Genomic DNA, 22,370 nt, shown 5'->3' on the forward strand with positions numbered 1-22,370 from the left:
CACCTTATAAAACCTCTTGTAAAATCAAAAAAAATGTGGTATAATTAAATTGTTAGTTTTATATACTGCTGATACAATTTTTTTGATTGTACAAAGTGGTGATTGCTGAGTTCGTTATTGGACTCGGCTTTTTTTATATGCTATTGATGCAGCTTGAATTCCGTATTTATCTAAATTTTATCAGTACGAGTGTTATTATTTTTTCATTAACTATTGATTTTTTTATAAATTTATAGTAATATTATAATAGATTATGTCACATTTTACCATATGAGGATTTTCAAATATGTTAATCGTAAAACAAGTTATAAAATGTTATTCTGAAAACACTGCAACATCCCCATTTTTTTGTGTACTTAGTAACGGTGATTATGCTATTCTCAAATATCCAAATAACCCAGAAGGTAATTTAATATTAATAAATGAATTTATTTCGTATAAATTAGCTGAAATATTAGGGCTTGATACACCTGGCTATGGAATTTGTGAGTTTACACCTGAATGTTCAATACCAAGTAATATTAATGTATCTGACAGTAATTATGGCTTATGTTTTTATTCTAAATTTATAAATAAGGCTGTGCCTTTTTCTCCTTCAAAAATATCATCAGTGGTAAATAAAGAACAATTTAATAAATTAATAATTTTTGATCATTTAATATATAATAAAGATAGACATGAAGGTAATATTCTAATCACTATATCAAAAGATATAAAAATGTTAGCAATTGATCATAGCCATGTTTTCAAAAATCAATCTATTTGGGATAAGAATACATTTATACAAGGAATGAAAAATTCTGATTACTTAGATACAGATATATTAGAATATAACGATTATACGTATAAATCTCTTTTTGAAATTATAAACTTTAACAATGAAAATACACATAGATTTACTCGTTTAATCAAATTAAAGTTGACTGAATCAATAATAAATGATATAATAAGTTCATTGCCATCATCTTGGATTAAATATGTGGATGAGTTGGATATTAAATATTTAATATATAGAGTTGAACATATAGATGAAACTGTGAGCATGATTATAGAAGAAAGGAAGAGATTGAGATGAGTAAATGTCTGGAATACTCCGTACTAAGATATACCCCTATTTTAGTGGCTGGAGAACATGTAAACATAGGAGTCTTATTCTCATCTGATAATTTTCAAGAATTTCACAGTATAAAAAAATTTAGTAGAATTAAAAGTTTTGATGATGAATTAGATATAAACGCATTAAAATTTCTTATATCATCCATTAAAAATGATATACAGCTTTCACTATATAACGAGGATAAAAAATTCAACATTAATGATTTTACAAAATATTATATGAATGAGTTTCATTTTAGTAAACCCATTAAAATAGCTTTTACTGATTTAGCTAAAACCATAGATGATATTACTAAATTATATTTAAAATATGACTATGAAAAAAATAATAGATTATCTGAACTGGAACAAAAACAGTTGATAAAGAAAATCTTAGAATCTAGTCACAAATCATATAAACAAAATAAAAAAATAAAGGGAAACTTTGGAGATCAAATTACGTATGATATAATTTTTAATAATTATGGAATCAAGTTTTTTAACTTTAAAAATAAATCCATCAATCATATGATGAATGATATAAAAGCCTGGGCATGGAATTGCGAAAATACACCTAAAAACTTAAAAACTATAATTATATATTCTCAGGATTTTAATGGCAATGAGGAATATAATGCAAATGTAAAAACTTGTATAGATATATTAAAAAAGTCTTCCGATAATATATTCGATTTTGAAGCAGGATTATCATTAATTGAAAAATTTGTAAGTACGCAGGAATTTAGCAAAGAATATTTTAGCTAAACATAAGGTAACTCAAATACCTTTTGACGGCGTTACTTATAATGGATGTTTTAGGTTAATGGAGGTATTACAATGAAAGTATGTCCTAAATGTGGAAAAGTAATAGGATTTAATTCTTATTTCGGAGCTTATATTTGTGATGAATGCGGATGGGAAGATGACACGTATTTTCAAGAAAGAATACTATATTTTTCGCAAAGAAAAACTAGTATTACAAAGTATAAAACCCCTAGTTCTTCAAAGAAAAATATAGATATTTCCAAAGTATAAAAAAATCCCCTCAGACAATTAAGTCCGAGGGGATTTAACTTATTACATCTTCTTTTCAAGCTCCGTATGCAGTCTTTTTATAAAATTCTGTCCGGCAATCCCGTTTTGTTTATAACCCCATTGCCCTAATAGATAATTCACTGCGTTCAGAGTTCCGTCTCCAAACCATATGTTTTTATCCATTCCATACTTATTTATTCCGGCCTTTTTCGCAAGGAGCAGCAGCTCTTTAAGGGAAAGCACGCCGATAGTGCTGTCGCCCTTCTTATAGCCCGTTTTGTCCAGTACAGGCTTATCAGCCGAAACACTGTCAGTCTTAACCGTTATTCCCAGAGTTTTCAGAATACCGTCCGCATAAGCTCTTGCTATCTTACTGTAATTTGCCTTGATATAGTCTGCGTCCGATTTGGTGTCTACAAATCCGCCCTCCAGCAAAACGGCCGGAGCGTCGGTCAGCCTGATTATTGCGAAGTAGTCTCTTCCGATAGAATTAAGCTTTGTCTTTACTCCTCTGCTTTTCATAAGCTTTTTCATTTCAGTATTGATGTTTTCGGCAAGCGTTTTTGAAGTACCGCCTACATGGCTGTAATATACCTCAAAGCCCGTTCCGCCTCCCGCGTTGTAATGAACGTCTATTACAAGATCGGGATTGTACGCGTTGCACATTGCGACCTTGCTGTCCATATCGGTATCTACATCCGCAGTTCTCGACAGCTTGTATTCCACTCCCGCCTCTTTGAGATACTGCGCTACAAGCTTAGCGGTCTTTAAGTTATATTCTTTTTCTGTCATATAATCGGAGTTTGCTCCTGGATCCTTACCACCATGTCCTACTCCTATAAATACTTTTTTACTCATAATAAAACCTCTTTTCTTAAATTTGGATATAAAAAATGCGCTCCTTACGGAACGCTTTGTAAAATATTGACTTTTATTATATAATATTGTATAATTTGTATCAAGGCATACCTGAAACGGTAGGCGGTCAATCCTGCTCCCGGAAGGGAGTGATAATTATGAATTATGTGTCATGGAGCGAACTGCTTCAGTTTGCGGCCTTTCTGACTACATACACAGCGTTAATTTATACTGTGTTTCATAATAAAAGGAAATAACCGCCCTCAGCTACCAAACTAAGACGGTTATTTACTTAACTTACTTATTGGGAGCGACCGTCTATCGGTATGCCCCTTTTTTATTATTATACAACAATTAACCGTATGTGTCAACCGTCTTGGCCGTTTTTATCCTCATTTATTTTCCCTTTAGCGTTCTTTAATAAATTAGCTATCCATTTCGGAATAATATCCGGGTTGCATTCGTAGAGATTCTCGCATATAGATATGCATTCGTTAAGCACTATGTAGCTTCCGATGATTAAACCGAAGGGCAAAGCAAAGGGTACTTCGACAGATACTATTTTTTCAAGAGACATGGGTATGAAGTAGTCCAGAAATACCCCGAAAAACAACGCCGCGAGAAGCGATATCTTTTTCCAGAAGCCGATAAAGCCTCTTTTACTTGACCAGGGAACGCCCGTTATTTTGCTTTTGACCAGTCCCGTAACGAAATCGAATACTATTCCTATCACCACAAAAAGAAGTATAAGCCCGTATTGCTTTGTGGCCGTCGCTATAAACCCTCCGATAACGGAAAGTATGTATTTTATCTTATCGTTCATTACATTAGCCCCCTTTAAATTATTGAATATATCTGTACGCTTCCTATTGCGGAACCGCTTGAATCCATAGCAAGCTCCAGCGTGTTCTTGTCCGGCATAGAAGCCGTTATATAGCCTCCCATATCCTTAGCGGCCTGCGGACCGCTTGATGTGATATACGAAGAGGACGGGATTCCGCCGTATATGCGATATATGTTATCGGCGGATTTCGATAAATACGATATCGGTATCATCGACGATACTCCATATTTAAAGCCGGTACTTGCGGATCCGTTTAAATTTATCAAGACTACAGAGTAGTCGGCTAATCCTGAGATTGAAGCTTCTCCGCTCGTACTCAGAATAGAGCCGTCATACAAAAGATTTCCGCCTGCCGCCGTAGTTATTTTTCCATCGGGCGTTATCTTTACTACCGGATTCTGATAACTGCCTATATAGTAATACTCCAGGGTGTCGGTGCGTCCGTATGCTCCTATTGCTCCAAGCGAGGTTTCCTTATCGGTCTTATAAAAGCTCACTCCCGAAGCCCAAGGAGACCCGTTGCTTGTGGTATATACCCTCATTCCGTTTCTTCCGAGTCCCGCGGCTCTTCCCGTCGCTCCGTAGGGTATGACTATCTCCGAATCAGGATTCATAGTTCCGCCGCTTAGAGGCAGATAATCATGGGTATGATTTGCCTTGGAATAATCATCTGCATTCTTAGCCGCCATACTGCCTAAAGTATACTTGCTTACCATAGGCACGCCATTATCAAGATAAATCGGAACTGTCGGTGAGCCTACGCTTTTTGTAAGTTTTTCTGCGCTTGCAGCCGCCCCGCCCGGCGTTGTACTGCCGGCAAAGTTCTTGTTATCAACATACTCCTTGGTTACAGCGTCTTTGCTTTCATTTATCGGGGAAAGATTTTTCATAAGCTCCTCCTTATCCTACGACGACAGCGTAATAAGAGCCTGCCGTTATCGTAGTGTCGCTTGATATTTTGATTATTACGTTTGATCTGCTGTTTATCGTGATATCGCACATCACCTTTTCACCGCTTGACGTATACACGTCGCATAGTACGGCGGTATCGTTTCCAGCAAGCGATAAACCGTGATTGCACGCCCAAGTACATACGCCGCTTGCAGGCGTAAGAGCAGGGCATAGTATTTTAGCCTTGTGTACTCCGTTTGTAACAAGAGACTGCAGGCTTTCTATAAGGTCCTTGTTATCCTCCACCGCCTGCGCAAGCTCGAATATGGTGTCGAGAGCCTCCGATGGCGCGCCGCCAAGCAGTGCGGAAACCTTTTCGTCCGTATACGATCTTGCGCTTGCGTAAGCCTGGGCGGCCGCTCCCGCCTCTTCAAACGCATTCGGGTCAATTACTTTAATACTCTGAACAGATGGCGAAAGGCTGCTGTTTTTCTTTTTCAATACGGTTAAAACTCCGCTTGAAGTACTTGAAAATTCAAATGCGTCAAGCGGGTTGTAATTTATCCAGTCGGAGCCGTTGTAAATTTTAAGGCAGTTGTTCGTTGTGTCCCAGAAAAAGCTTCCCGCAACGGGAGAATCCGGAGCGGACGACATTGCTTTGTTTTCCAGTACCGCGTTCAGCAGCTGATTGTTACATAAATCAATTCCAGTTTTCGCTTTTACACTCATAATAAAACCTCTTTTCTTAAATTTGGGCATAAAAAATGCGCCCCTTACGGAACGCTTTGTAAAATATTGACTTTTATGGCATAATATTGTATAATTTGTATCAAGGCATACCTAAAACGGTAGGCGGTCAATCCTGCTCCCGGAAGGGAGTGATAATTATGAATTATGTGTCATGGAGCGAACTGCTTCAGTTTGCGGCCTTTCTGACTACATATACAGCGTTAATTTATACTGTGTTTCATAATAAAAGGAAATAACCGCCATACTCTCACATAGGCGGTTATTTTTATAACTCAGCATTATGGGAGCGACCGTCTATCGGTATGCCCTTTTTTATTATTATACAATTTTTCATAAAATATGTCAAGCGTTAATTTAAATAAACCGTTCCCGCCGTAGGCTCGGAAAACCTAAGGGTGACGGTGTTTTCATTCGTATACTCTATATCGCAGAGAACAACCGCCCCGGTATCGTCTATGACTGTAACCGACGGCTTTTTGTTTAAGCTGTGAAGTATCACCCAGACCTTTGCTTGAGTATCTTGCGTATATTCTCCGCTTTTATCCTTGCTTTCTCGGTCAAGGTATTTAAAGTTGGCGTTTATGTCTCCGACACACGCTCCTACGTTTCGATTAGCCGGTATATTAACAAGCGGCATTAGTCAACGCCTCCTACAATTGGATTTCCCGTCAGCTCAGTCCATGAAAGGTTTAAGTCCTGCATTTCATAGCCTAAATTACCGAGATTCTCCCATGTGTTCTCAGCGGCTATTTCATTTTTTATCAGCTCGGACTGTACTGAATTTATACCGCCGTTTATTCTGCCGTCGCTGGTAAAAGACTTACGCAGAGAGCCAAGCTCTATACCGATAGCTTCGCCCGTTATGCCGTCGATTGTTTTCTTGACGATCTGCTGCGTTGTGTTTATTCCTAACAGCTCATGATAAACCGTCCCTATATCTCCTAAATTACATTCCTGCAAGCCTATAAAGCTTTTATATAAATCATAGTTTTTAAGGTCGGCAAAGCTTACTCGGTAATTTATACTCGGCTGGCAATTGATGAGCATATATTCCTTTGCGCGTTCCTCACAGGCGGTTTTCATTTCCGCTATCGTGGGAATTTCGCTTAATGTCCACTGGGGCGATTCTGAAAGCGATGTGTTTGCCCACACATAATATGCGCTTGTGCCGTCCGCGAGTTTTTCAACATAATAAATATCGCCCATGCTGTTGCCTTCAACCGGAAGATCGGTTATTTTTTTTACAGTACCTTTAACAATGCGCTTTATATCTTTAATATTGATTTCAAAGCTGTAAAACTGCATAGGCGGAACTGGAAGGACCGCCATATCAAGAGTATTAAGCGAAGCCGTACCAGTCAGTACCGTTTCATTTCTCTGTTTTTCATTGTTCACAATGCTTTCGTTATAAATAGTCGCTTCGTAGTAGATTGTGGAACAGTAATTCGAATAATCTACCTCCTGTTGAATTTCCGTCATGTCAAAGCCGTATCGTATGGAAAAGGCGTTATCCTCGCCCCTCCGCCTGTTAATTACAACATTGAAGTTATCCCTTAAAAGCTCTCCGCCCCAAACGGTTATAAAGCAGTTATCCGCTCCGATCAACGCTTTGGTAACCGACATTTTTTCATAATAAGCCGTTTTTAAATCGTCGGCGGACGGAAACTCTCCGGAGGGCTTTATGTCCGTTGAAAACAGAAAGCGTTCGGCAGGCTGTTCCGCCGTACTGCTTCCTCTGTCGGTGTATGTGTGAGTAACAATCCAGTTGAGTGCGTCGCTGCCTGTCTGCATCATAGGGCGGGTGTCACGGATAAAGTAATAATTAAGGTCGTAGAAGATGTGCATAGCGTCCGCTTTGACCTCGTAATTTCCGTCCGTCGACATTGAAAGCGATTTCCGGTATATTCTGAAAAGCTGTCCCTGCGCCTTTATGATGTAGTTTTCTCGGATATATTTCCAGTTACCCCATTCGTCGCGGGGGTGATTTAAAGTCAATGAATATTCGCCGTTTAAAACCTCTGTTATCTCACAGGAAACGGGACACAGTATACGCAAGCCGTTGTGAGAGAAGTCGGTTTCATCGGGCGCAAACACGCTTATGTAGTCATACATCAATACCACCTCTCATTTTTGTTGTAACCCAAATACTGGAGCTTTTGGTTATGAGACTTGTATATTCTCCCGTCGTGCTCCCACTCCTCCTGGACCAGCTCAACGACTATGCTGTTCTCTCCGGGTTTCAGCGCGGGGAATATTCCCGCAGTCTGGTTTACTACCACAAGCTTTTTACTGCCTGAAAACATATACGCAAGCCTTGACGAAACGTCAACATAGATATTCTGCTGCTTGTAATCGTAGTAATACTTAGCCGTACCGCCTGAAACGTCGGCCTCATATTCACCGGTATATTCTCCGGGCGTTGTAATAACAAGAGGGTTTTCACTGCCGTTGACCGTAACCCTGAGCTTTCCCGCAAAGCTGAAATACCATTTAGGCTCGCTTTCAGCGGTACCGTTGTTTATTATCGTCATCGAGCCTGTGAGCGTATCGTCGTCCATTCCCATAGGCGTTGATACAAACGGGTTTGTGACGGAATATCGGAAAGGCTCAACTGTAAATATAATCGGTATGCTGCCATAAAGCTTTAATAAACGGGCGGGCGATATTGCCTGATTAATATACGCGCGATATTTTTTGGATAAATCGTCGCTTAAAATTAAATCGCCTTTGCCTTGAAGCCACGCGTTTATTTCTGAAAGCTTACTCATATCAACAATGCTCAACGTAATAGGCAGCTTTATGTTTTTACGCATAACGTCAAGCCTGTTCAGAGGCTCCGCTCTGCCCGGTATTTCCGTGGTTTTAAAAGCGCGCTCTGCAATCGGAGGGATTGCAGATTTTGAAGTTACGCCTAAAGTACGGCTGTCAACGCCATTAAATATAAAATAACTCAATATTAAACGCCTCCTATAGCTAAAGCGGCTTTCTGCCGCATTGCCTCAAGCTTATATGCATGCTCTTCTATATCTGCATCGCTGTTTATGATTACGTTTTCAAAGATATAATTTACTGTCGTACCGCCGTTACCCATAGCTTCAGCTACTTTATGCGCAACACGATCAATCCATTCTGTGTTGTTTTTCAGTGGAACAACCGCTTCGGGACCGTCCTCTCCTATTTGTGCAATAGTCGCTCGGTCTACTATTCCGCCCGTAGCAAGCGTAGTAAATTTAGGTATATTAACATTTAATTTTACAGCCCCCGGTATATTCGAAATGTTAATACTGTTTATTTTTTCCATTATTGAGCCTACGGTATCATTAAAAACATTTTTCAGACTAAGTCCGAATTGATTGCCCGCTTCTGTTCCCGCCGGACCAAAGTCAACTGATTTTACTCCGTTTAACCCGGATTGAGCTAATTCCTTACCGCTTTTTTCTGTTTCGGCCGCCATTTTCTTTAAACTGGTCGCAAATTTCCAACCGGACTTGCTCCCTTTTTCGCCGTGCAAATTCTCATATTTGGTTAACTCGGCTTTTGCTTGATTATAAAGTTCTTCTTTGGCTTCCAAATCCTCTTTTGTAATATTTGCGTTTCCTTTTTTAAATGCCTTTTGCATTTCTTCAAGTTCTGTTTCTATTGTTTTAACCTGATTTTTTAAGCTGCGTTCAGTACCTGTTTCAGCAGTTTGAAAGCTTCCTAAAAGATTATCATTGGCTGATTTTATCTTTTCTGAATCGCCGCTTATTATAGCAGACGAATGCCCTTCATAATTTTTTATCGTAGTATTATAATCTACGAATGCTCCTTCGGTTTTTATATAGTCATCTCTAATGCCTACAAACTTTTCGCTTAGACCATCATATTTACTTTGAAGATAATCAATAGCTTCGGATTGTGTCATATATGCGTTTTCGCTTCCGAGCAGCATAAGCGCCTGCGCTTCAAATTGCTCGGTTGTCAGCCCAGTTATGTAGTTAAGCTTGCTCTGTGTATCTTCAACTTCTGCGAATGCTGAATTGTACTCCACAAGTGAACTATAATAATTCTCCTCGGCTTCTTTAACCTTTTCCAAAGCTTCTACATAATCGTCTTTCAGACTTTCCTGAATAGCCTGCGCTTTTTGCAATTCTATAGTATCAGAAATCGAAGTTTGCAATTCCCCGTATTTTTGAATAACGCCGTCAACAATTTCAATTTCTATCCCCAAAGCCTCGGAAAGTTCACCTGTAATTATGGTCGCTCTGTCTTCATACCCTTTCTTGATTTTCCCGTTTTTGTCAACTATGTTATCTAATTCTTCGGCGAGTGTTTCATAAGCGCCGAATTCAGTTTCTATGCTTGACATCGCTTCATCTCTGGCGTCACTCCAGGAATCATAACTTTTTATCAGCTCGATAGTTCTATCGTGTAAGGCTTGCTCTTCTTCCGAAAGCTTCGCAAATTCCTCGGCGAGTTTGTCATTAGGTTCGGACATTTTAACAGCTGCCGCGACAAGCGCGCCTAATGTAGTAGCAGCTACCGCAGCCCACCCGAACGGCGTCATTGAGTTAAGCAAAGCATGAGCCGCCGCGAGACCTTTTGTAACGGCTATCTGTGCCTTTTCCGCCGCATTAACGACGAGTAGAATACCCTTATAAGTAGTAAATCCCGCCGCAAGCGTTAAAATTATACTCTTAAATACTTCTGCGCTGGTGCTTCCGCTTGTAATCCACTCAACAAATCCTGACACAATATCGGCTGTTTTTTCTATCACATCCGCCGCAAGCTGTATAGCCTCTTTCAACAAACTTGTAGAGGACGTTGCCTCTTCTCCTGACTCGGAGTACCCTATAACCCTGTCGATAAGTGGCTTTATCGCGTCCTTAACCGTAATAAATAACTTTTTCAAACTGGAAAATGCGGGCGAAAAGGTATTTATAAGGTACTTTCCGCAATCAACAAACCTATCTTTCAAAGCTATAAGCCGGTCTTTATTTTCAGCGACTTTCTTTTTCAGATTATCAAATCCGGGTGAAAGCTTATTTGTAATGAAACCGCTTAGCTTATCCATAGCAGGCAGTACAATATTCTGTAGAATGGGCTCCCCTATCTGCGCTTTGAACTGCCTCCATTTTTCATTTAAATTGGCCTGTACGTTTGCGTATTGCTTTGATTCCTTAGCTGCCTGTCCTACCGCTCCGGAAGCCTTCTGCATTTTCTCGGCATATTCAAGCCTTGTGGCCTGCTTTATTTTCTCTTCAAGCTTAGACCATTCCTTCGCTTCGCTTACCAGCCCTTCTTTAACAGCATACGCGGCCATCTGCGTATCATTGGCAAACAGCCCTATAGCCTCGCCGCCTTCATATGAGCCGTTAACAAAGCTGTTAAGCGCGGACATGGAATCGTCTAAGGATTTATCCCAAAATGCGGCCGCGTCGGCTGCAATATTAAGCCCCTGCTTCGCATAGTCCGTAGCGTCCCCTATGTCATAGCCCAAACCTTTAAATTTAGCCGTCATTGAAGTCATGTACGGCGTGAGACGGGTATTCACCATCCCTGTAGCGTCGGCGATTTCGTTTACCTTTTCCTGCGCCGTATCGGAATAATCACCCATTATTTGCTCGAATGCCGACTGTTCTGCCGATACCTCCGCAGACATATCCACGCACGCTTGACCGAACTCTTTTATTTTGTCAGCGGCAAGATAAGTGGCAACCGCCGCGCCGATTTTTTTAAATGCGGAAGTCATGCGGCTTTCGGAATGTTCAGCTTTTCCTGCTGTATCACTAAGAGTATCCGCTACTTTTTGTGAAGTGTCGTTAAAGGTTTTTGATGATTCGCCTAATGCTTCGTCTATTTTCTCAACAGTATCTTTAACCTCGGCTTCAACATTTTTATGTGTTTGCTTTGCCGTATAGCCAAAATCGGCATACGCTTTTTTTGTTGCCGTACTGGCATCCATTCCTTGCTTTTTGTATTCACTCGCAAGTTTCATGATATCAGATTTTAGTTCGTTTATATTTTTCCCGCTTTCAGCAGCAATTTCATTAAGACTTTTCCCAATCGAAATTTTGCTTTCTTTGAAGCCGTCACCGATTCCTTTTGACTTTTTAGTTGTATCCTCAATCGCTCTATTAGCTTCTGAATTATCCACCGCTATTTTTCCAAACAGTCTAAAAAGCTCCATTAACTCACCTCCTCATACGGATTAAACCCCGATAAGATGTCTAAGCTCTGACAAACAGTACTTTTCACATCTTCCCTGTTGATTTCTTCGGCGTTCGCTTCCGGCTTTTCATCCTTTTTAATCTGACTGTAAAACTCAGCGAACGATTTACCGTTTATTTTATGCTTCCACACATCCCAAGCACGCTCTTCTGTGCATAAATTTTCAAATTCTTTAAGGAACATACAGAAACGCCCTGTCGATATGTAACCGTCAAGAAGCGTTTCCGCATTTCCGTACCTTGAAAACATCGAATCAATTAATTTTATTTCGCCTTGGTTATCAATTTCGATACAACCGAAAAAAAATCTTTGAATTCGTCTCTCATAATTAGCTCGACAATCATTTCTGCAAATACGGCCATATCAAGCTCCTGAATATCTTTAACGCTCAAGCCGCTTAAGTCTGCAAGAAAGCTATATATTTCTTTTTCGCATGAGCCTATATTTTTCAGAAGTACATCGGCCGCGTCGAGTAGAACGCCGATACCGATCGCCCCTAAATCCGCTTCTCTGCCTACCACGTTTTTAATGTCGTCGAGTTCAAAGCATTTTTTAAATTCTCCGATACCGATTTTAGATAGAATCTTCATCATCGGAAAAAGGTCTTTTGTTCGTAGTTTTCTTAATTCAAAATTTTTTTCTGACATTTTATTACCTCTTTCTTATTTTAACTTACGATTTATTATATAGATCCGCCGGGATAATATATATGGTAAGGAAGAGCCGTCGGATCTTCCGAAAGATTTGCATAGCATTCAAACGTAGCCTTTAGAACGCTGCTTTCTTTGTTTTTGCCCTCTGTTTCCAGTCCGCTTGTGCAAAGAGCGTTTTCAAAAATAACTATTACCGCCCTTCCATCAAGCGTCCGTCCCACATAACCCAAATTTTTGATATAATCTCCCTCGCTTATTTTAGAGTTAGATATGATTTCTGTGTACGAGAGAATTTCATTAGACGTATTTATTTTTCCGACAACCATTGACTTTAAAATATCAGGGGTTGCCTCTATTATATTTGTTTCAATAGTCGCCGTTTCTCCCGTCTTTACGGCCAGCCCCTTAACCTTTACTGTCGCCCCGTCAACCTCAATGTCGCTGAATTCCGGTTTTATTGTAAGCTTAGTTCCTCCGCTGGTCGCGCCTATAATTGTTTGAATCCCGTTCCAGCCGGTATACTTTTCATAATAAGGCTTACCGGGAATAAGCGATTCATCTGTAGTTTCTTCATATGAAACGCTCCCCTGACTTCCGCCCTTTTGTTCATAATACGTTTTGCCCGACTGCTTTTCCGTATCTTGCGTACGCACATAATATGTGCCGTAAGCAAGCCCTTTGTGAATTGTTCCAGCCCCGAATAATGTATTGCCGGGTGTTTTTTCTGTTATACCTGACGATAAAAATTCTTTTGCCATATTACTTTACTCTCCATTCTTTTACTTTAAGATTTATCTGTATTCGTTTAAGTTCGTCAACCCCGGTGGGAATCGGCATGGAAGAACAATAGCAAACGGCAATACCCGCTTTATTTTCGAGTATTGCCGTTACGCCGACCTCCGGGAAAAGATTTCTTATTTTTTCTTTCTCGACCTCAAGACTTAACCAGGCGTCTCTTGTTGTGCCGGTCAGAATAAATACGCTTTCGCACTCGCCGTCTTCATTAAGCGGCTCGGTTTCAGTATATTCGCCTACAAAATAAGGGTATTGCAGTTCCTTAGACCATTCCTCAAAGCAATAAGGTATTTTAGCTGAGTCAAGCTGTGCGGCTATATATTTCAATCCGTTTATTGTCATTTTCCCACCTCTGATTTTAATATCTCTTCGGCTTTTCGGATTATTAACGCTTTTTTTGCGTGAAACGCCTTATGAAGCGCGCGTCTTGGTTTCTTACCTTTTGTAAAATGTCCCTTTCCTTTCGAATCAACATAATACCACCCGCCTTTTCTGCCGTCTCCGTTCATTGCGTATTCGCCGGTACCGAATTCTTCCCAAATAGAATTCTCAAGAGGACTTCCTATAACAGCCTCCCCTCTTGATTCATCGACTGAAAAATCCCACGACCCCTTTAACTGCCCCGTGTCAACCGCGGTATTTTGTTTAACCTGCGATTCAAGCTCAGCCGCCGATTCATATAACCACCTGTTGAGCGCGTCGTTCATCGCCGCTTTAACCTTAACGGCGTTATCGGTAAATTCCACGCTCATTTACTGACCTCCCGTATATTTCAGATAAAATTCTAACTGCCGGTTTAATTCCATAGGGTTATCAATAAACACAACGTCATACACCTTGCTATTTATCAATAAACGGCAGTTCTCCGCGCTGATATGACTGCCGATAGCAGTGTAATCGGATATAAAAACGTGGGTTGACTCTTGTATCTTCGTATTGTAAACATTGTATTTTGCATTACCGTCGGAAAGGTCCAGCCACCCATTTAGTGACCGAACTGTTCTCCACGTTTTTACAGCCTCACCGATTGCATTACTTGCGGACGTATATAGCTGTAGTTCGGCTGTAATGTTTCCTCCAATACTTTTCACCCTAAAACCTCGCTTTCATGTAAGGAATCAAAAAATCTGTAAGGCTTTTCGGATATCCGATTAATGAATTGTCACGATCCATATTGAAATACGTAACAGAGTGACGGCTGAGAGTTTCAGACTGCACTCCTACCTTATCCCGATTATTTAAATCCCATTTAAGCATATTGATTACGCCCATAACTATATCTTCGGGATATTCCACTTTTGTTATAAGATTTTTAACGCAGCTCTTAAGTTCTCCGTCAACTGTCATTCCGTCCTCGTCCAGTCCCGTAACCGCATATACCCCGTTATTAAGCAGGCTTTCAGAAATCTGCACAGTATCGCCCTGTTTTAAATACGGCGGAGGTTTTAGTATTTTCCCGTCCATTATTGCCGACCGCGATCTAATTGCTCTTACCTGAAAATTGTTGTTTGTAAATCTTCTTATTAACGATTCCAAAGCTCGAAGCTTAGCCTCGAGCATGGAATCGGTTTCGTCTGAATCGACATAATTGCGGACTTCTTCAGCAGAAATGATCATCAGACTACTCTCCTTTATTTTTTAAACTTAGCAAGGACTATCTTCGAATCGTTTGTGAGCGCAACTCCATAATATTTAGCGGCGGTAATATCGTGACACTGCTTTTTCGGGAACCATTCATGATCTACCTGAGTATCCTTTTTCAAGAAAATAGTAAGCGCCGGAAGTTCCTCTTCTGTATATTCTGTTTCAGCGTCATCAGGCTGAAGCTTAATAATAGGGCAAAGATAATACTGTGAAGCCGCCGCAACCGTATTTACCTTATCTCCTACTGAAAGTACGGAAGAGCAATACGGCTGAACAGACGAAAGCTTTTTAGCCGTCGAAGATTCCGTACCGTCTTCTGCTATAATGGTTATCGTTCCGTCGGAAGCTTTTTCAAACTGTATAAGTTTAACCTTTTTAGACTTCTTAATCCAGCAGCCCGCAATCTTGCCTATCGCTCCGTTAACGGCAACGCCTCCGGTAAATTTATCGGCAGAAAGGAAATCGTCATCTTTAAGAAGAGTAGCTTCCTGCGCGGGATTTATAAACATTACCTTTTCTATTCCATCCTCTTCGTCCTCGAATTTTGCATTGGCGTCCACTATACCGTCATAGGATACCGCCGCAAGCGTTGACGCCGCGTATATATTAGTGCCGGTATACGCCGCGTCAAGAACGTCGTTATCGACCTTACCGACTATTGATTTAGACAACTGAGTTTCAGCCTGGCCTATTGGATTTCCAAGACCGCTGTTAATCGCAGTCTGATATATTGAAATAGACTTTCCGGCGCATTTAATTGTAAACGTTGTGCTTGAAGCGGTTAGTTTAGAGGTCTGCATTTCCTCGCCTAATTCCGGATCGAAGTTTTCCGCGTCTCCCACATAATTCCACGACGGAACGGTTTTAGTATCTCCCGCAGTTCCTTGCAGCGTAGTATCAACCCTCGCATAAGGAGTAAGCTTACAAAGCGCGGTTATTTTCGCCTCAATCATATCCCCCATTACCTGAGGATTAATAATATCTCCTAATTTTGTTGCTGCCATTATGATTCACCTTTACCTTTCTTATTTACTCATAGCTTCGTTGTATGCGTCCGGATTTTCAGAATATAGAGCCGCTCTTTCTGCATACGGCTTCTTCAGTATGTCGTTTCTGGTAAGTACTGTTTCTCCGCCTCCGTTCGGAAGTCTGTTATCCCCCAGAATCTTGTACCCTCCGCTATCGCCGGATTCAAACATTTTCGGAAACTTAGTTTTCAGATTTGAAATTTTATCCTGCCAACCCTTTATATTCCCGTTTTCGTCAAGCTCAATAGCTTCGCCGCTTTCGTTCAGCTTAAACGTAAGATAATCAATGTCAACCGCGTTTTCAGACATAAGAGCGACCTTGACGGCTGATTTAAGCTTGGTTTCTTCAAGCTGCGTCCGCAGGTCCGCTACCTGCTCCTCGTATTCGCTGATTTTACTCTGTAAGTCATCGTTACTCTTATTACCTTTTTTAAGGTCTTCTATAAGAGCGTTTGCGGTTTCAAGTTCAGTCTGTTTACCGTTAAGCTGACCGTTAAGGGCTTCATATTCATTTTTTTCCACGTAATTACCGCTGCCTATATCCGCCAGTTTTATTTGCTTTTCCTTATCTGTTTTAGTACTGTTATACTCGTTAATTTTAGTTTCAAGCTGCGAATACAGATCGTCGCCTAAAAGCTTTTTTAAAAATTCCATAACATTACCTCCAAAAAATATTTAAGCAGTTTTATGCCGTGCTCAGGGCATGAAAAGAGCGCTCATAAAAGCGCTTAATCAATAGTTTCAAAGTTTACCGGAATCCACATATTCGGATTGAAGTTAAGCGTATAGTGGTAATTATCAACGTAATTATCCGTAACATCTTCGACCGTATAAGTAACGTTATCTGATAGCCCTATAAAATGCTTTTTATACGTGCCGTTTTCATCTTCAACTATTATTTCAAGCTGATTTTCGGCGGTATCCGCATTTAAGGACATTTTTCCGGTCATTTGAAAAAGTACATCGCCCTGAATGCAGTTAATAACGGTTATTTGCCTAATTGTGTTAAAGTTATCAGCTTGCTTTGAAATATTGTACGATACTCTTTCAGACTGTCTTTGACATCCGACAGACAATGCCGACATCAACGTCAGCCCCATTACGGCTGCAAGTATTTTCTTTGATTTTCTTTTCATAATTCTACCTCTTTCTTTTTTAGTGATATAAAAATAACGCTCCGACTATTGCCGAAACGCTTAACAAGCTATTTTCTTAACATTCGTTACTTCTATGAAGCTTTTTATCCGGTCGTAACCCCAGCCGCAATTAATCAAAGACGACACGAGCATTTCCATGCTTTCTATATCTCTGAGCTGTTCCGCTGTAAAACAATCGCGGAGATTATCTTTTTTGGGTATACCGTAATGCTCTCTCAGCTTATTGGCGTTCATGCCGAACAAAACCTTGTAAATGCAGTTTGTATATGTCGAATACGCATGACCGTGCATTCTTTCGTTTTCAGTAGACTGCTGCAAGGCTTTCGTGAGCGACTGCCTGACTGCGATCCCCTTTTCTCGTTCTATAAGCTTGCCCTTAAGAATATTTTCCATGACTTCAAACTGATTTATATAAGCCTCTTTAAAAGCGTCAGCTTTTTTGCCTGTGTAGCCCATTACCAAAAATGAGAATCCATTTTTTGTCATGTAATAGCACGGCTGTTTACGGCCTTGCTCATTAATGTATGTCGACTCCGCAAAATTGCGGAGTCGGAATTTGTCTGAACAGCCAAGATTACGAATAGATTTCAGCACATCATCATGACGTTTCTCAAACGTCTCCGCTACATCAAGACTGCTTACAACAGTTACTTCCTGCTTGTTGATTTTCGATACTTCTACTAACATAGTAATAATCCTTTCAGTTATTTTATTTTTGGGTATAAAAATAGCGCATACCTTTAGGCATACGCTGATTTGTATTAAATTGTGATATAACTAAACCGCCTCGATTCATTGAGACGGTTTAGCGATTTCAATAGATTTTATTTCCGATTCTAAAAATTCAATTACATTCGTATCGCTTTCCGGGCGTTTCAACGTTATGGAATTTTCGTTTTCGCTATTATCATCCGCGTCGTGGAATGAAAAAATGCGCCCTTTCCATTTTTTATCGTCTGTATCAATTAATATTACATCGCAAAATAAAAAATCACGTAGATTAATCATGTTTCTCTTCCTTTCTTGGAACTAAATGTGTTCCAGTTTTTGAATAATGAATTGTTCCTTTATCTGTTGACGTTTCTTCGCCAGTGTTACTGTCTACATCAATGCCTATTTGTGAATCGCAATTAATTAGCTCTTTATTCTTCCATTTGCCATTTTTATCAAGTACTACAATGCCTGTACCACTTTTCTGATTTATAATTTCCTGCGCTTCTTTTTCAGAAATGGTTAAATAGCTTTTACCTTCCTTATATTCGGGCTCGCCCTTAATATGCTTCGCCTGCTTTTCATGATTTATTTCAAGCTTAATGTTTCCTTTTTCTATTTCTGATTTTATTATACCACTTCCGCCGGATTTGTCAACCAAGTCCCAATACTTTTTCTTAAACTCATCGTAATTTTTGACATTCTTAAATTCAAGCAGTTCTTTCGTTTCGTTATCCCGTTTAGTGAATCCGCCGTCAACATTCCGCCTCGGCTTTATCAGCACAATGCATCTGCACCTGCAATCCTCTGACGGCTTACCGAAATGTCCGGGAGAATCCGCTTTCATACCGTCTACTTCAAAATCCTCGTCAAGCTCTCTGACCTGGCCGTCAAGCTTTCTGTGGCTCGGTCTTGTCTTTTTATCAAGAGTACTGTCCCACGTTTTTATGAGGCTCGCTCCCTTTGCCGCGGCCTTTTTTCCTGAGGCAAGAGCGGCAACGCTTTGAATCCTGTGCCCCTCAGTCTGTACAATGTTCATAGACTGATTTATTGTGGCATTTGACCTGCTTTGAAGATTACGGGCAATATCAAAATAAGACATAGAAGTCGATAAACCTCTTGAAATTTCCTGGGATATGGATTTTTTTAATTCCGATACATTATGACCTAACTTTTTATACATGCCCTCTGAAATTTTACTGTCCGTCGTTAAAGCATTAACAACCTGTTCCTGTTCTATCGGAAATATAAGCGGTAATCCATACCCATTTAAGCTGTACAGCGTACCTATAAAGCCGTCCTCATAGCATGACTTAAGGTATTCTTGTATGCTGTCATATTGGTTGGAATTAAGTACGTCAAGAATTGCTGAAATCTGCCCCTTAAGAGCTCTTTGATATTCGATACGGTAAATTTTTGATTGGGTAAGCTCATCTGACATCATAGCTCTTATTTTATCGCCGATTTCATCAAGAGCCCTGCGATAGATTTCCTTAAGCTCCGATATAACCTCTTTCTCCCGTTCGAGAGAGTATTTCATAACTTCTTTTTCATACTTATTCATTATTTAAGTCCTCTAAAGCGGTCTTTATAGTAAAGTCCTCCTGTTCAGGCAATCTATTTTTTATTTCCTCATAATCAATATCGAGAACACCGCAGATGTTCTGCATTAGCGTTTCGTTATCAAGATTAGAGGCCAGATTCAGCAGAGTATTAATTTCCGTTTGCTTAGCCTGCGCTTCTGTCAAGGCAATTTGAGCGTTTTCCTGCGCGTTGCTCATGACCTCGTGCTTGAAATCAAAATAAATATCCTTCATCTGATAATCAGTCTTATTTCGTTCGTTTATTTCACTTAAAACGGGTTTAATAAGCTTTCTTAAAAATTGCATTAATCGTATTTCCAGCTTCGAGCATTTTAAGTCAAGGAGCGAGTACGCCGCCTTAATGGCTATATTTGTAGTTGCGTTAGTGTCCTTGAGACCGGAAGTATTAAGCCCCATTCCAAATCGATAAATATTTTTTTCGTCAAGCTCAAGCTTTGTAAGTCTTGCCTGATAAGGAATATCAACGGTTTTTATATCCACCCCCGAATTTGCTTCGGCCTCCAGCCCTAAAACCTTTTTAGTTTTCAGGTTCTGTATAAGCTCATCCATACTGTCGCCTTCCAAACCTTTAACGACGTGAATCGGAGTATCAAAATCGATGAGATTATTTGACAGGCTTGACGCCATAAGATCATAGTCGTCAATAAGATCTTTGATGGGCCTTAAACAAGAAAATTGCTTTTTATTGTTATCCAAACGAAAAAAAGGTATAAATCCGAAGCCTTTGTAATAAATTTTCTTACCGTGCTCATACACTGCATGGGGCTTTGGATTAAGCTTCTCGGATTCGTCTTTTATTATTTTTCCCTTGTCGGTCATTAAAAAGAAATATACCCGCTCGCGGTCCCATACCTGAATACGCGTTATTTTCTTACGGTTTCTTTCTACTCGATCCAAATAAGAATATATTATATACTCCGTTTCGCTGTCCGATTCCTTTGTCCTTACCTCTACAACGCCTAAAGAATCGGCGCATTGAAAAGAAATTCTATCGTCCTGATTCTTATAAGCGTACATATATTCAAAGCCCTTTGACATGCAGCCTGTCAATGTTTCCGACAGCTCCGAAGTAAAATCTTCATTGCAGTTAAAATATAAATCCAATTCGCTTTGCAGTTCCGGGAAATCCGACTTTATAAATCCGTCCGAGCCGGACAGCATATATTGAACAGCTTGATCAACCAATTCGGCAAAAAAGGCATGGGGTATTTTAACATTGCTTCTTGTCTTGTCTTCAACTAAGTTACCGTCGGCATTATAATAAAATAATCTGTAGCCCTTGATATCATGATCGCCTTCATAATAGTCCTGCCCTTTACGGGCAAATTTTTTCTTATCAGAAATTCTGTCCTCTTCCATAAGCTGTTGTATTTCTTCAAGATTAAGCATTTATTCACCGCCTTATACGAGTATCTTTTTTCTTTTTCTCCATCTCTCAACGCCGTATCTCAGCGCCGCCATTGCGTCGTCCTGATAAGCAACCGGCTCGTCTGTGTATTCTCCGGTCTTTTCGTCCCTTTTCCATTTCCACTGCTGTAATTCCTTAATCGTATTAACGCAAGATGGGTGGACATAAATCATACGCTTAACCGCCTTATCTTTCTTGACAATGCCCTTAAGCCAGTCGATTTGCGCCTTAACCGAACCGTTCGACCCGCCCTTATCAACGCCCTTCGCCCTATATCCCGCATTCTTCCACATTTTTATCCTGTCAGGTTCCGCACTGTCACACCACATTTCTTTATTTGCAGGTATTTGAGCTTTCTTTGCGAGAGGAATAATTTCCGACGTTTCTTTTTCAAAGCAATAAACTTCTTTAAGAATGTAAATGTTATCGTCCTTGATACCGAGGAGCAGGATCGCGTTTGCATGATTGAATCCGAAGTCCTGGCCGATTGCGACGTCGTCGTAATCATTCAAATTCAAACTGATTTCTTTTACTTCCCAATTACGCAGTATAAGACCTCCGATTTCGCCCCATTCTCCTAAACCGTAAATTTGATACCCTTCAGGATCAACAAGCTTACGCCGCTCCATTCGTTGACGATACGCGTTATCAATAAATCTATTATCTAAATATGTACTGTGGTGGGTTAAGACATTCTGATCCGGAATATCAAAAAAAACTTTCTTTATCCAATGATTTTTATTTACAGGATTAAAGGTCATTCTTATCTGATAAAATTGCCCCTGCGGCAGCTCACCTCTCAAACGATCGTCAATAATCTCAAAATCCGCCTGAGTTATTTCTGTAGCCTCTTCAATCCACACATCGGTAAGTTTGCCCTTTTGAAATGTAATAGATTTCAGCTTTTCACGCTGCTTTTCATCATTAACCCCTCGGAATATTATCTGATTTCCGTTACGAAACGTAAGCTGTAACGGACTTTGTTTAATAGACCAGTATTTATCCGTCCTGTCGCCGAACATACGATATATCGCTCCGGTAAGCTCTGCGTAAGTACTGTCTCTGTTTGTAATATCCGATTTACGTATACACACGAGATTACGCCCCTTGTCCCTCATTAATCGAAGTATGTAATTTTGTGCTGTATCAACAGATTTTCCCGATCCCGCGCTACCTTTCATAACTATATAACGTTTTCTTGATGAATCAACCTCTTTAAATACCGGATTTGCTTGTATCATCAGATTCATTCTCATCGCCCTCGTAATCAATTGATATTTTTAAATCTGTGTCTGTTTCTAATTCAAGTTTATCCTTGAACATCCCCAAATGCTTTCCTAAAAGCTCAAGAGCCTTGATTTTTTCTTTACCTGAAATATCGGTATCTGCAAGAGCAATCTTTTCCAGTTCTTTTAAAACTGTGTCGGCATTGATTCCAGTCCGCTGAGACTGTTCTTTTCTTAGTTCGTTTATATAATTCAAAACGTTATTTTTCGTAATAAGTTGACGGCCTATTTCAGGATTTTTATACCCCGCTCTGGCAGCTGCCCGCGTTGCGTTCAGGTCAATGAGGTACTCCTCACCAAACCTTTTTTGTTTTTCTGTTAATTTTGGCATTTACCTCACCTTCCTTTCATTGGGTATAAGAAAAGCCCTAATCAATAGATTAAGGCTTGAAATATAAAAA

Annotated in this window: 27 protein-coding genes; 3 read left to right on the forward strand and 24 right to left on the reverse strand. The window is 40.0% G+C overall.

The annotated features are described in order from the left end of the window. Window positions 1-286 precede the first annotated feature (286 nt). The 3 genes from ACYQ0N_RS08550 (at window position 287) to ACYQ0N_RS08560 (ending at window position 2,130) form a co-directional block, all read left to right on the forward strand. A complete protein-coding gene (locus ACYQ0N_RS08550; RefSeq protein ID WP_460162358.1) occupies window positions 287-1,075 on the forward strand; it encodes a HipA family kinase in 789 nt (262 codons plus the stop codon). Then, the gene (locus ACYQ0N_RS08555) at window positions 1,072-1,860 is read left to right on the forward strand and encodes a DUF3037 domain-containing protein (protein ID WP_460162357.1); all 789 of its coding nucleotides are present in this window, start codon (window positions 1,072-1,074) and stop codon (window positions 1,858-1,860) included. The genes ACYQ0N_RS08550 and ACYQ0N_RS08555 overlap by 4 nt, the downstream gene beginning before the upstream one ends. A 72-nt stretch (window positions 1,861-1,932) precedes the next feature. Further along, complete coding sequence (locus ACYQ0N_RS08560; RefSeq protein ID WP_460162356.1) at window positions 1,933-2,130, forward strand: hypothetical protein; 198 nt, start codon at window positions 1,933-1,935, stop codon at window positions 2,128-2,130. A 42-nt stretch (window positions 2,131-2,172) separates the two neighbouring features. Here the strand turns inward: ACYQ0N_RS08560 and ACYQ0N_RS08565 are convergent, their stop codons facing one another. From ACYQ0N_RS08565 to ACYQ0N_RS08680, 24 genes are all read right to left on the reverse strand, one after another. After that, the gene (locus ACYQ0N_RS08565) at window positions 2,173-2,988 is read right to left on the reverse strand and encodes an N-acetylmuramoyl-L-alanine amidase (RefSeq protein ID WP_460162432.1); all 816 of its coding nucleotides are present in this window, start codon (window positions 2,986-2,988) and stop codon (window positions 2,173-2,175) included. Window positions 2,989-3,355: 367 nt separating this feature from the next. After that, window positions 3,356-3,811 carry a phage holin family protein gene (locus tag ACYQ0N_RS08570; RefSeq protein WP_460161765.1) on the reverse strand — a complete coding sequence of 152 codons (456 nt, stop codon included), beginning with the start codon at window positions 3,809-3,811 and terminating at the stop codon, window positions 3,356-3,358. 14 nt (window positions 3,812-3,825) lie between these two features. Next, window positions 3,826-4,722 carry a hypothetical protein gene (locus tag ACYQ0N_RS08575; RefSeq protein WP_460161764.1) on the reverse strand — a complete coding sequence of 299 codons (897 nt, stop codon included), beginning with the start codon at window positions 4,720-4,722 and terminating at the stop codon, window positions 3,826-3,828. Window positions 4,723-4,732: 10 nt separating this feature from the next. Further along, on the reverse strand, window positions 4,733-5,452 hold the full coding sequence (locus ACYQ0N_RS08580; protein WP_460162355.1) for a hypothetical protein: 720 nt from the start codon (window positions 5,450-5,452) through the stop codon (window positions 4,733-4,735). A gap of 370 nt (window positions 5,453-5,822) precedes the next feature. Continuing rightward, window positions 5,823-6,110, reverse strand: a complete 288-nt coding sequence (locus ACYQ0N_RS08585) for a hypothetical protein (RefSeq protein ID WP_460162433.1) — start codon at window positions 6,108-6,110, stop codon at window positions 5,823-5,825. Beyond that, window positions 6,110-7,585, reverse strand: coding sequence for a phage tail spike protein (locus ACYQ0N_RS08590; RefSeq protein WP_460162434.1), 1,476 nt, complete (start codon window positions 7,583-7,585; stop codon window positions 6,110-6,112). The genes ACYQ0N_RS08585 and ACYQ0N_RS08590 overlap by 1 nt, the downstream gene beginning before the upstream one ends. After that, a complete protein-coding gene (locus ACYQ0N_RS08595; protein WP_460162435.1) occupies window positions 7,585-8,427 on the reverse strand; it encodes a distal tail protein Dit in 843 nt (280 codons plus the stop codon). The genes ACYQ0N_RS08590 and ACYQ0N_RS08595 overlap by 1 nt, the downstream gene beginning before the upstream one ends. A 2-nt stretch (window positions 8,428-8,429) precedes the next feature. Continuing rightward, window positions 8,430-11,642 carry a hypothetical protein gene (locus ACYQ0N_RS08600; protein ID WP_460162436.1) on the reverse strand — a complete coding sequence of 1,071 codons (3,213 nt, stop codon included), beginning with the start codon at window positions 11,640-11,642 and terminating at the stop codon, window positions 8,430-8,432. Further along, the gene (locus tag ACYQ0N_RS08605; protein ID WP_177532712.1) at window positions 11,642-11,866 is read right to left on the reverse strand and encodes a hypothetical protein; all 225 of its coding nucleotides are present in this window, start codon (window positions 11,864-11,866) and stop codon (window positions 11,642-11,644) included. Before ACYQ0N_RS08605 ends, ACYQ0N_RS08600 begins: the two co-directional genes overlap by 1 nt. Before the next feature lie 80 nt (window positions 11,867-11,946). Continuing rightward, entirely contained in the window at window positions 11,947-12,330 is a 384-nt protein-coding gene (locus tag ACYQ0N_RS08610; protein WP_177532713.1) for a hypothetical protein, read from the reverse strand. Window positions 12,331-12,365: 35 nt separating this feature from the next. Beyond that, complete coding sequence (locus ACYQ0N_RS08615) at window positions 12,366-13,094, reverse strand: hypothetical protein (protein ID WP_460162437.1); 729 nt, start codon at window positions 13,092-13,094, stop codon at window positions 12,366-12,368. A 1-nt stretch (window position 13,095) separates the two neighbouring features. Further along, a complete protein-coding gene (locus ACYQ0N_RS08620) occupies window positions 13,096-13,473 on the reverse strand; it encodes a hypothetical protein (RefSeq protein WP_177532715.1) in 378 nt (125 codons plus the stop codon). Further along, complete coding sequence (locus ACYQ0N_RS08625) at window positions 13,470-13,883, reverse strand: HK97 gp10 family phage protein (protein ID WP_460162438.1); 414 nt, start codon at window positions 13,881-13,883, stop codon at window positions 13,470-13,472. The genes ACYQ0N_RS08620 and ACYQ0N_RS08625 overlap by 4 nt, the downstream gene beginning before the upstream one ends. Further along, window positions 13,884-14,222 (reverse strand): hypothetical protein, encoded by a 339-nt coding sequence (locus ACYQ0N_RS08630; RefSeq protein ID WP_460162439.1) that lies wholly within the window; start codon window positions 14,220-14,222, stop codon window positions 13,884-13,886. A gap of 1 nt (window position 14,223) precedes the next feature. Beyond that, window positions 14,224-14,748 carry a head-tail connector protein gene (locus tag ACYQ0N_RS08635; protein ID WP_460162440.1) on the reverse strand — a complete coding sequence of 175 codons (525 nt, stop codon included), beginning with the start codon at window positions 14,746-14,748 and terminating at the stop codon, window positions 14,224-14,226. A 14-nt stretch (window positions 14,749-14,762) separates the two neighbouring features. Next, window positions 14,763-15,779, reverse strand: a complete 1,017-nt coding sequence (locus ACYQ0N_RS08640; protein WP_460162441.1) for a N4-gp56 family major capsid protein — start codon at window positions 15,777-15,779, stop codon at window positions 14,763-14,765. A 21-nt stretch (window positions 15,780-15,800) separates the two neighbouring features. Next, complete coding sequence (locus ACYQ0N_RS08645) at window positions 15,801-16,457, reverse strand: phage scaffolding protein (RefSeq protein ID WP_460162442.1); 657 nt, start codon at window positions 16,455-16,457, stop codon at window positions 15,801-15,803. Between the two features lie 74 nt (window positions 16,458-16,531). Further along, entirely contained in the window at window positions 16,532-16,939 is a 408-nt protein-coding gene (locus ACYQ0N_RS08650) for a beta-sandwich lipoprotein (RefSeq protein ID WP_460162443.1), read from the reverse strand. Window positions 16,940-16,999: 60 nt separating this feature from the next. Continuing rightward, window positions 17,000-17,647, reverse strand: a complete 648-nt coding sequence (locus ACYQ0N_RS08655; RefSeq protein ID WP_460162349.1) for a Rha family transcriptional regulator — start codon at window positions 17,645-17,647, stop codon at window positions 17,000-17,002. A gap of 105 nt (window positions 17,648-17,752) precedes the next feature. Further along, the gene (locus ACYQ0N_RS08660; RefSeq protein WP_460162444.1) at window positions 17,753-17,968 is read right to left on the reverse strand and encodes a hypothetical protein; all 216 of its coding nucleotides are present in this window, start codon (window positions 17,966-17,968) and stop codon (window positions 17,753-17,755) included. Continuing rightward, the gene (locus tag ACYQ0N_RS08665; RefSeq protein ID WP_460162445.1) at window positions 17,961-19,235 is read right to left on the reverse strand and encodes a polymorphic toxin type 50 domain-containing protein; all 1,275 of its coding nucleotides are present in this window, start codon (window positions 19,233-19,235) and stop codon (window positions 17,961-17,963) included. The genes ACYQ0N_RS08660 and ACYQ0N_RS08665 overlap by 8 nt, the downstream gene beginning before the upstream one ends. Next, complete coding sequence (locus ACYQ0N_RS08670; protein WP_177533597.1) at window positions 19,228-20,664, reverse strand: phage portal protein; 1,437 nt, start codon at window positions 20,662-20,664, stop codon at window positions 19,228-19,230. Before ACYQ0N_RS08670 ends, ACYQ0N_RS08665 begins: the two co-directional genes overlap by 8 nt. A 12-nt stretch (window positions 20,665-20,676) precedes the next feature. After that, window positions 20,677-21,933: a PBSX family phage terminase large subunit gene (locus ACYQ0N_RS08675; protein WP_460162446.1), complete on the reverse strand. Its 1,257-nt coding sequence runs from the start codon at window positions 21,931-21,933 to the stop codon at window positions 20,677-20,679. After that, complete coding sequence (locus ACYQ0N_RS08680; protein WP_460162447.1) at window positions 21,899-22,300, reverse strand: terminase small subunit; 402 nt, start codon at window positions 22,298-22,300, stop codon at window positions 21,899-21,901. Before ACYQ0N_RS08680 ends, ACYQ0N_RS08675 begins: the two co-directional genes overlap by 35 nt. Window positions 22,301-22,370: the final 70 nt, after the last annotated feature.

The organism is Ruminococcus sporogenes, assembly GCF_054655175.1.

Coding starts and splice junctions, on each gene's coding strand:
- ACYQ0N_RS08550 (WP_460162358.1), top strand. CDS start 287: ATGTTAATCGTAAAACAAGTTATAAAATGTTATTCTGAAAACACTGCA.
- ACYQ0N_RS08555 (WP_460162357.1), top strand. CDS start 1,072: ATGAGTAAATGTCTGGAATACTCCGTACTAAGATATACCCCTATTTTA.
- ACYQ0N_RS08560 (WP_460162356.1), top strand. CDS start 1,933: ATGAAAGTATGTCCTAAATGTGGAAAAGTAATAGGATTTAATTCTTAT.
- ACYQ0N_RS08565 (WP_460162432.1), bottom strand. CDS start 2,988: ATGAGTAAAAAAGTATTTATAGGAGTAGGACATGGTGGTAAGGATCCA.
- ACYQ0N_RS08570 (WP_460161765.1), bottom strand. CDS start 3,811: ATGAACGATAAGATAAAATACATACTTTCCGTTATCGGAGGGTTTATA.
- ACYQ0N_RS08575 (WP_460161764.1), bottom strand. CDS start 4,722: ATGAAAAATCTTTCCCCGATAAATGAAAGCAAAGACGCTGTAACCAAG.
- ACYQ0N_RS08580 (WP_460162355.1), bottom strand. CDS start 5,452: ATGAGTGTAAAAGCGAAAACTGGAATTGATTTATGTAACAATCAGCTG.
- ACYQ0N_RS08585 (WP_460162433.1), bottom strand. CDS start 6,110: ATGCCGCTTGTTAATATACCGGCTAATCGAAACGTAGGAGCGTGTGTC.
- ACYQ0N_RS08590 (WP_460162434.1), bottom strand. CDS start 7,585: ATGTATGACTACATAAGCGTGTTTGCGCCCGATGAAACCGACTTCTCT.
- ACYQ0N_RS08600 (WP_460162436.1), bottom strand. CDS start 11,642: ATGGAGCTTTTTAGACTGTTTGGAAAAATAGCGGTGGATAATTCAGAA.
- ACYQ0N_RS08605 (WP_177532712.1), bottom strand. CDS start 11,866: ATGTTCCTTAAAGAATTTGAAAATTTATGCACAGAAGAGCGTGCTTGG.
- ACYQ0N_RS08610 (WP_177532713.1), bottom strand. CDS start 12,330: ATGTCAGAAAAAAATTTTGAATTAAGAAAACTACGAACAAAAGACCTT.
- ACYQ0N_RS08615 (WP_460162437.1), bottom strand. CDS start 13,094: ATGGCAAAAGAATTTTTATCGTCAGGTATAACAGAAAAAACACCCGGC.
- ACYQ0N_RS08620 (WP_177532715.1), bottom strand. CDS start 13,473: ATGACAATAAACGGATTGAAATATATAGCCGCACAGCTTGACTCAGCT.
- ACYQ0N_RS08625 (WP_460162438.1), bottom strand. CDS start 13,883: ATGAGCGTGGAATTTACCGATAACGCCGTTAAGGTTAAAGCGGCGATG.
- ACYQ0N_RS08635 (WP_460162440.1), bottom strand. CDS start 14,748: ATGATCATTTCTGCTGAAGAAGTCCGCAATTATGTCGATTCAGACGAA.
- ACYQ0N_RS08640 (WP_460162441.1), bottom strand. CDS start 15,779: ATGGCAGCAACAAAATTAGGAGATATTATTAATCCTCAGGTAATGGGG.
- ACYQ0N_RS08645 (WP_460162442.1), bottom strand. CDS start 16,457: ATGGAATTTTTAAAAAAGCTTTTAGGCGACGATCTGTATTCGCAGCTT.
- ACYQ0N_RS08650 (WP_460162443.1), bottom strand. CDS start 16,939: ATGAAAAGAAAATCAAAGAAAATACTTGCAGCCGTAATGGGGCTGACG.
- ACYQ0N_RS08655 (WP_460162349.1), bottom strand. CDS start 17,647: ATGTTAGTAGAAGTATCGAAAATCAACAAGCAGGAAGTAACTGTTGTA.
- ACYQ0N_RS08660 (WP_460162444.1), bottom strand. CDS start 17,968: ATGATTAATCTACGTGATTTTTTATTTTGCGATGTAATATTAATTGAT.
- ACYQ0N_RS08665 (WP_460162445.1), bottom strand. CDS start 19,235: ATGAATAAGTATGAAAAAGAAGTTATGAAATACTCTCTCGAACGGGAG.
- ACYQ0N_RS08670 (WP_177533597.1), bottom strand. CDS start 20,664: ATGCTTAATCTTGAAGAAATACAACAGCTTATGGAAGAGGACAGAATT.
- ACYQ0N_RS08675 (WP_460162446.1), bottom strand. CDS start 21,933: ATGAATCTGATGATACAAGCAAATCCGGTATTTAAAGAGGTTGATTCA.
- ACYQ0N_RS08680 (WP_460162447.1), bottom strand. CDS start 22,300: ATGCCAAAATTAACAGAAAAACAAAAAAGGTTTGGTGAGGAGTACCTC.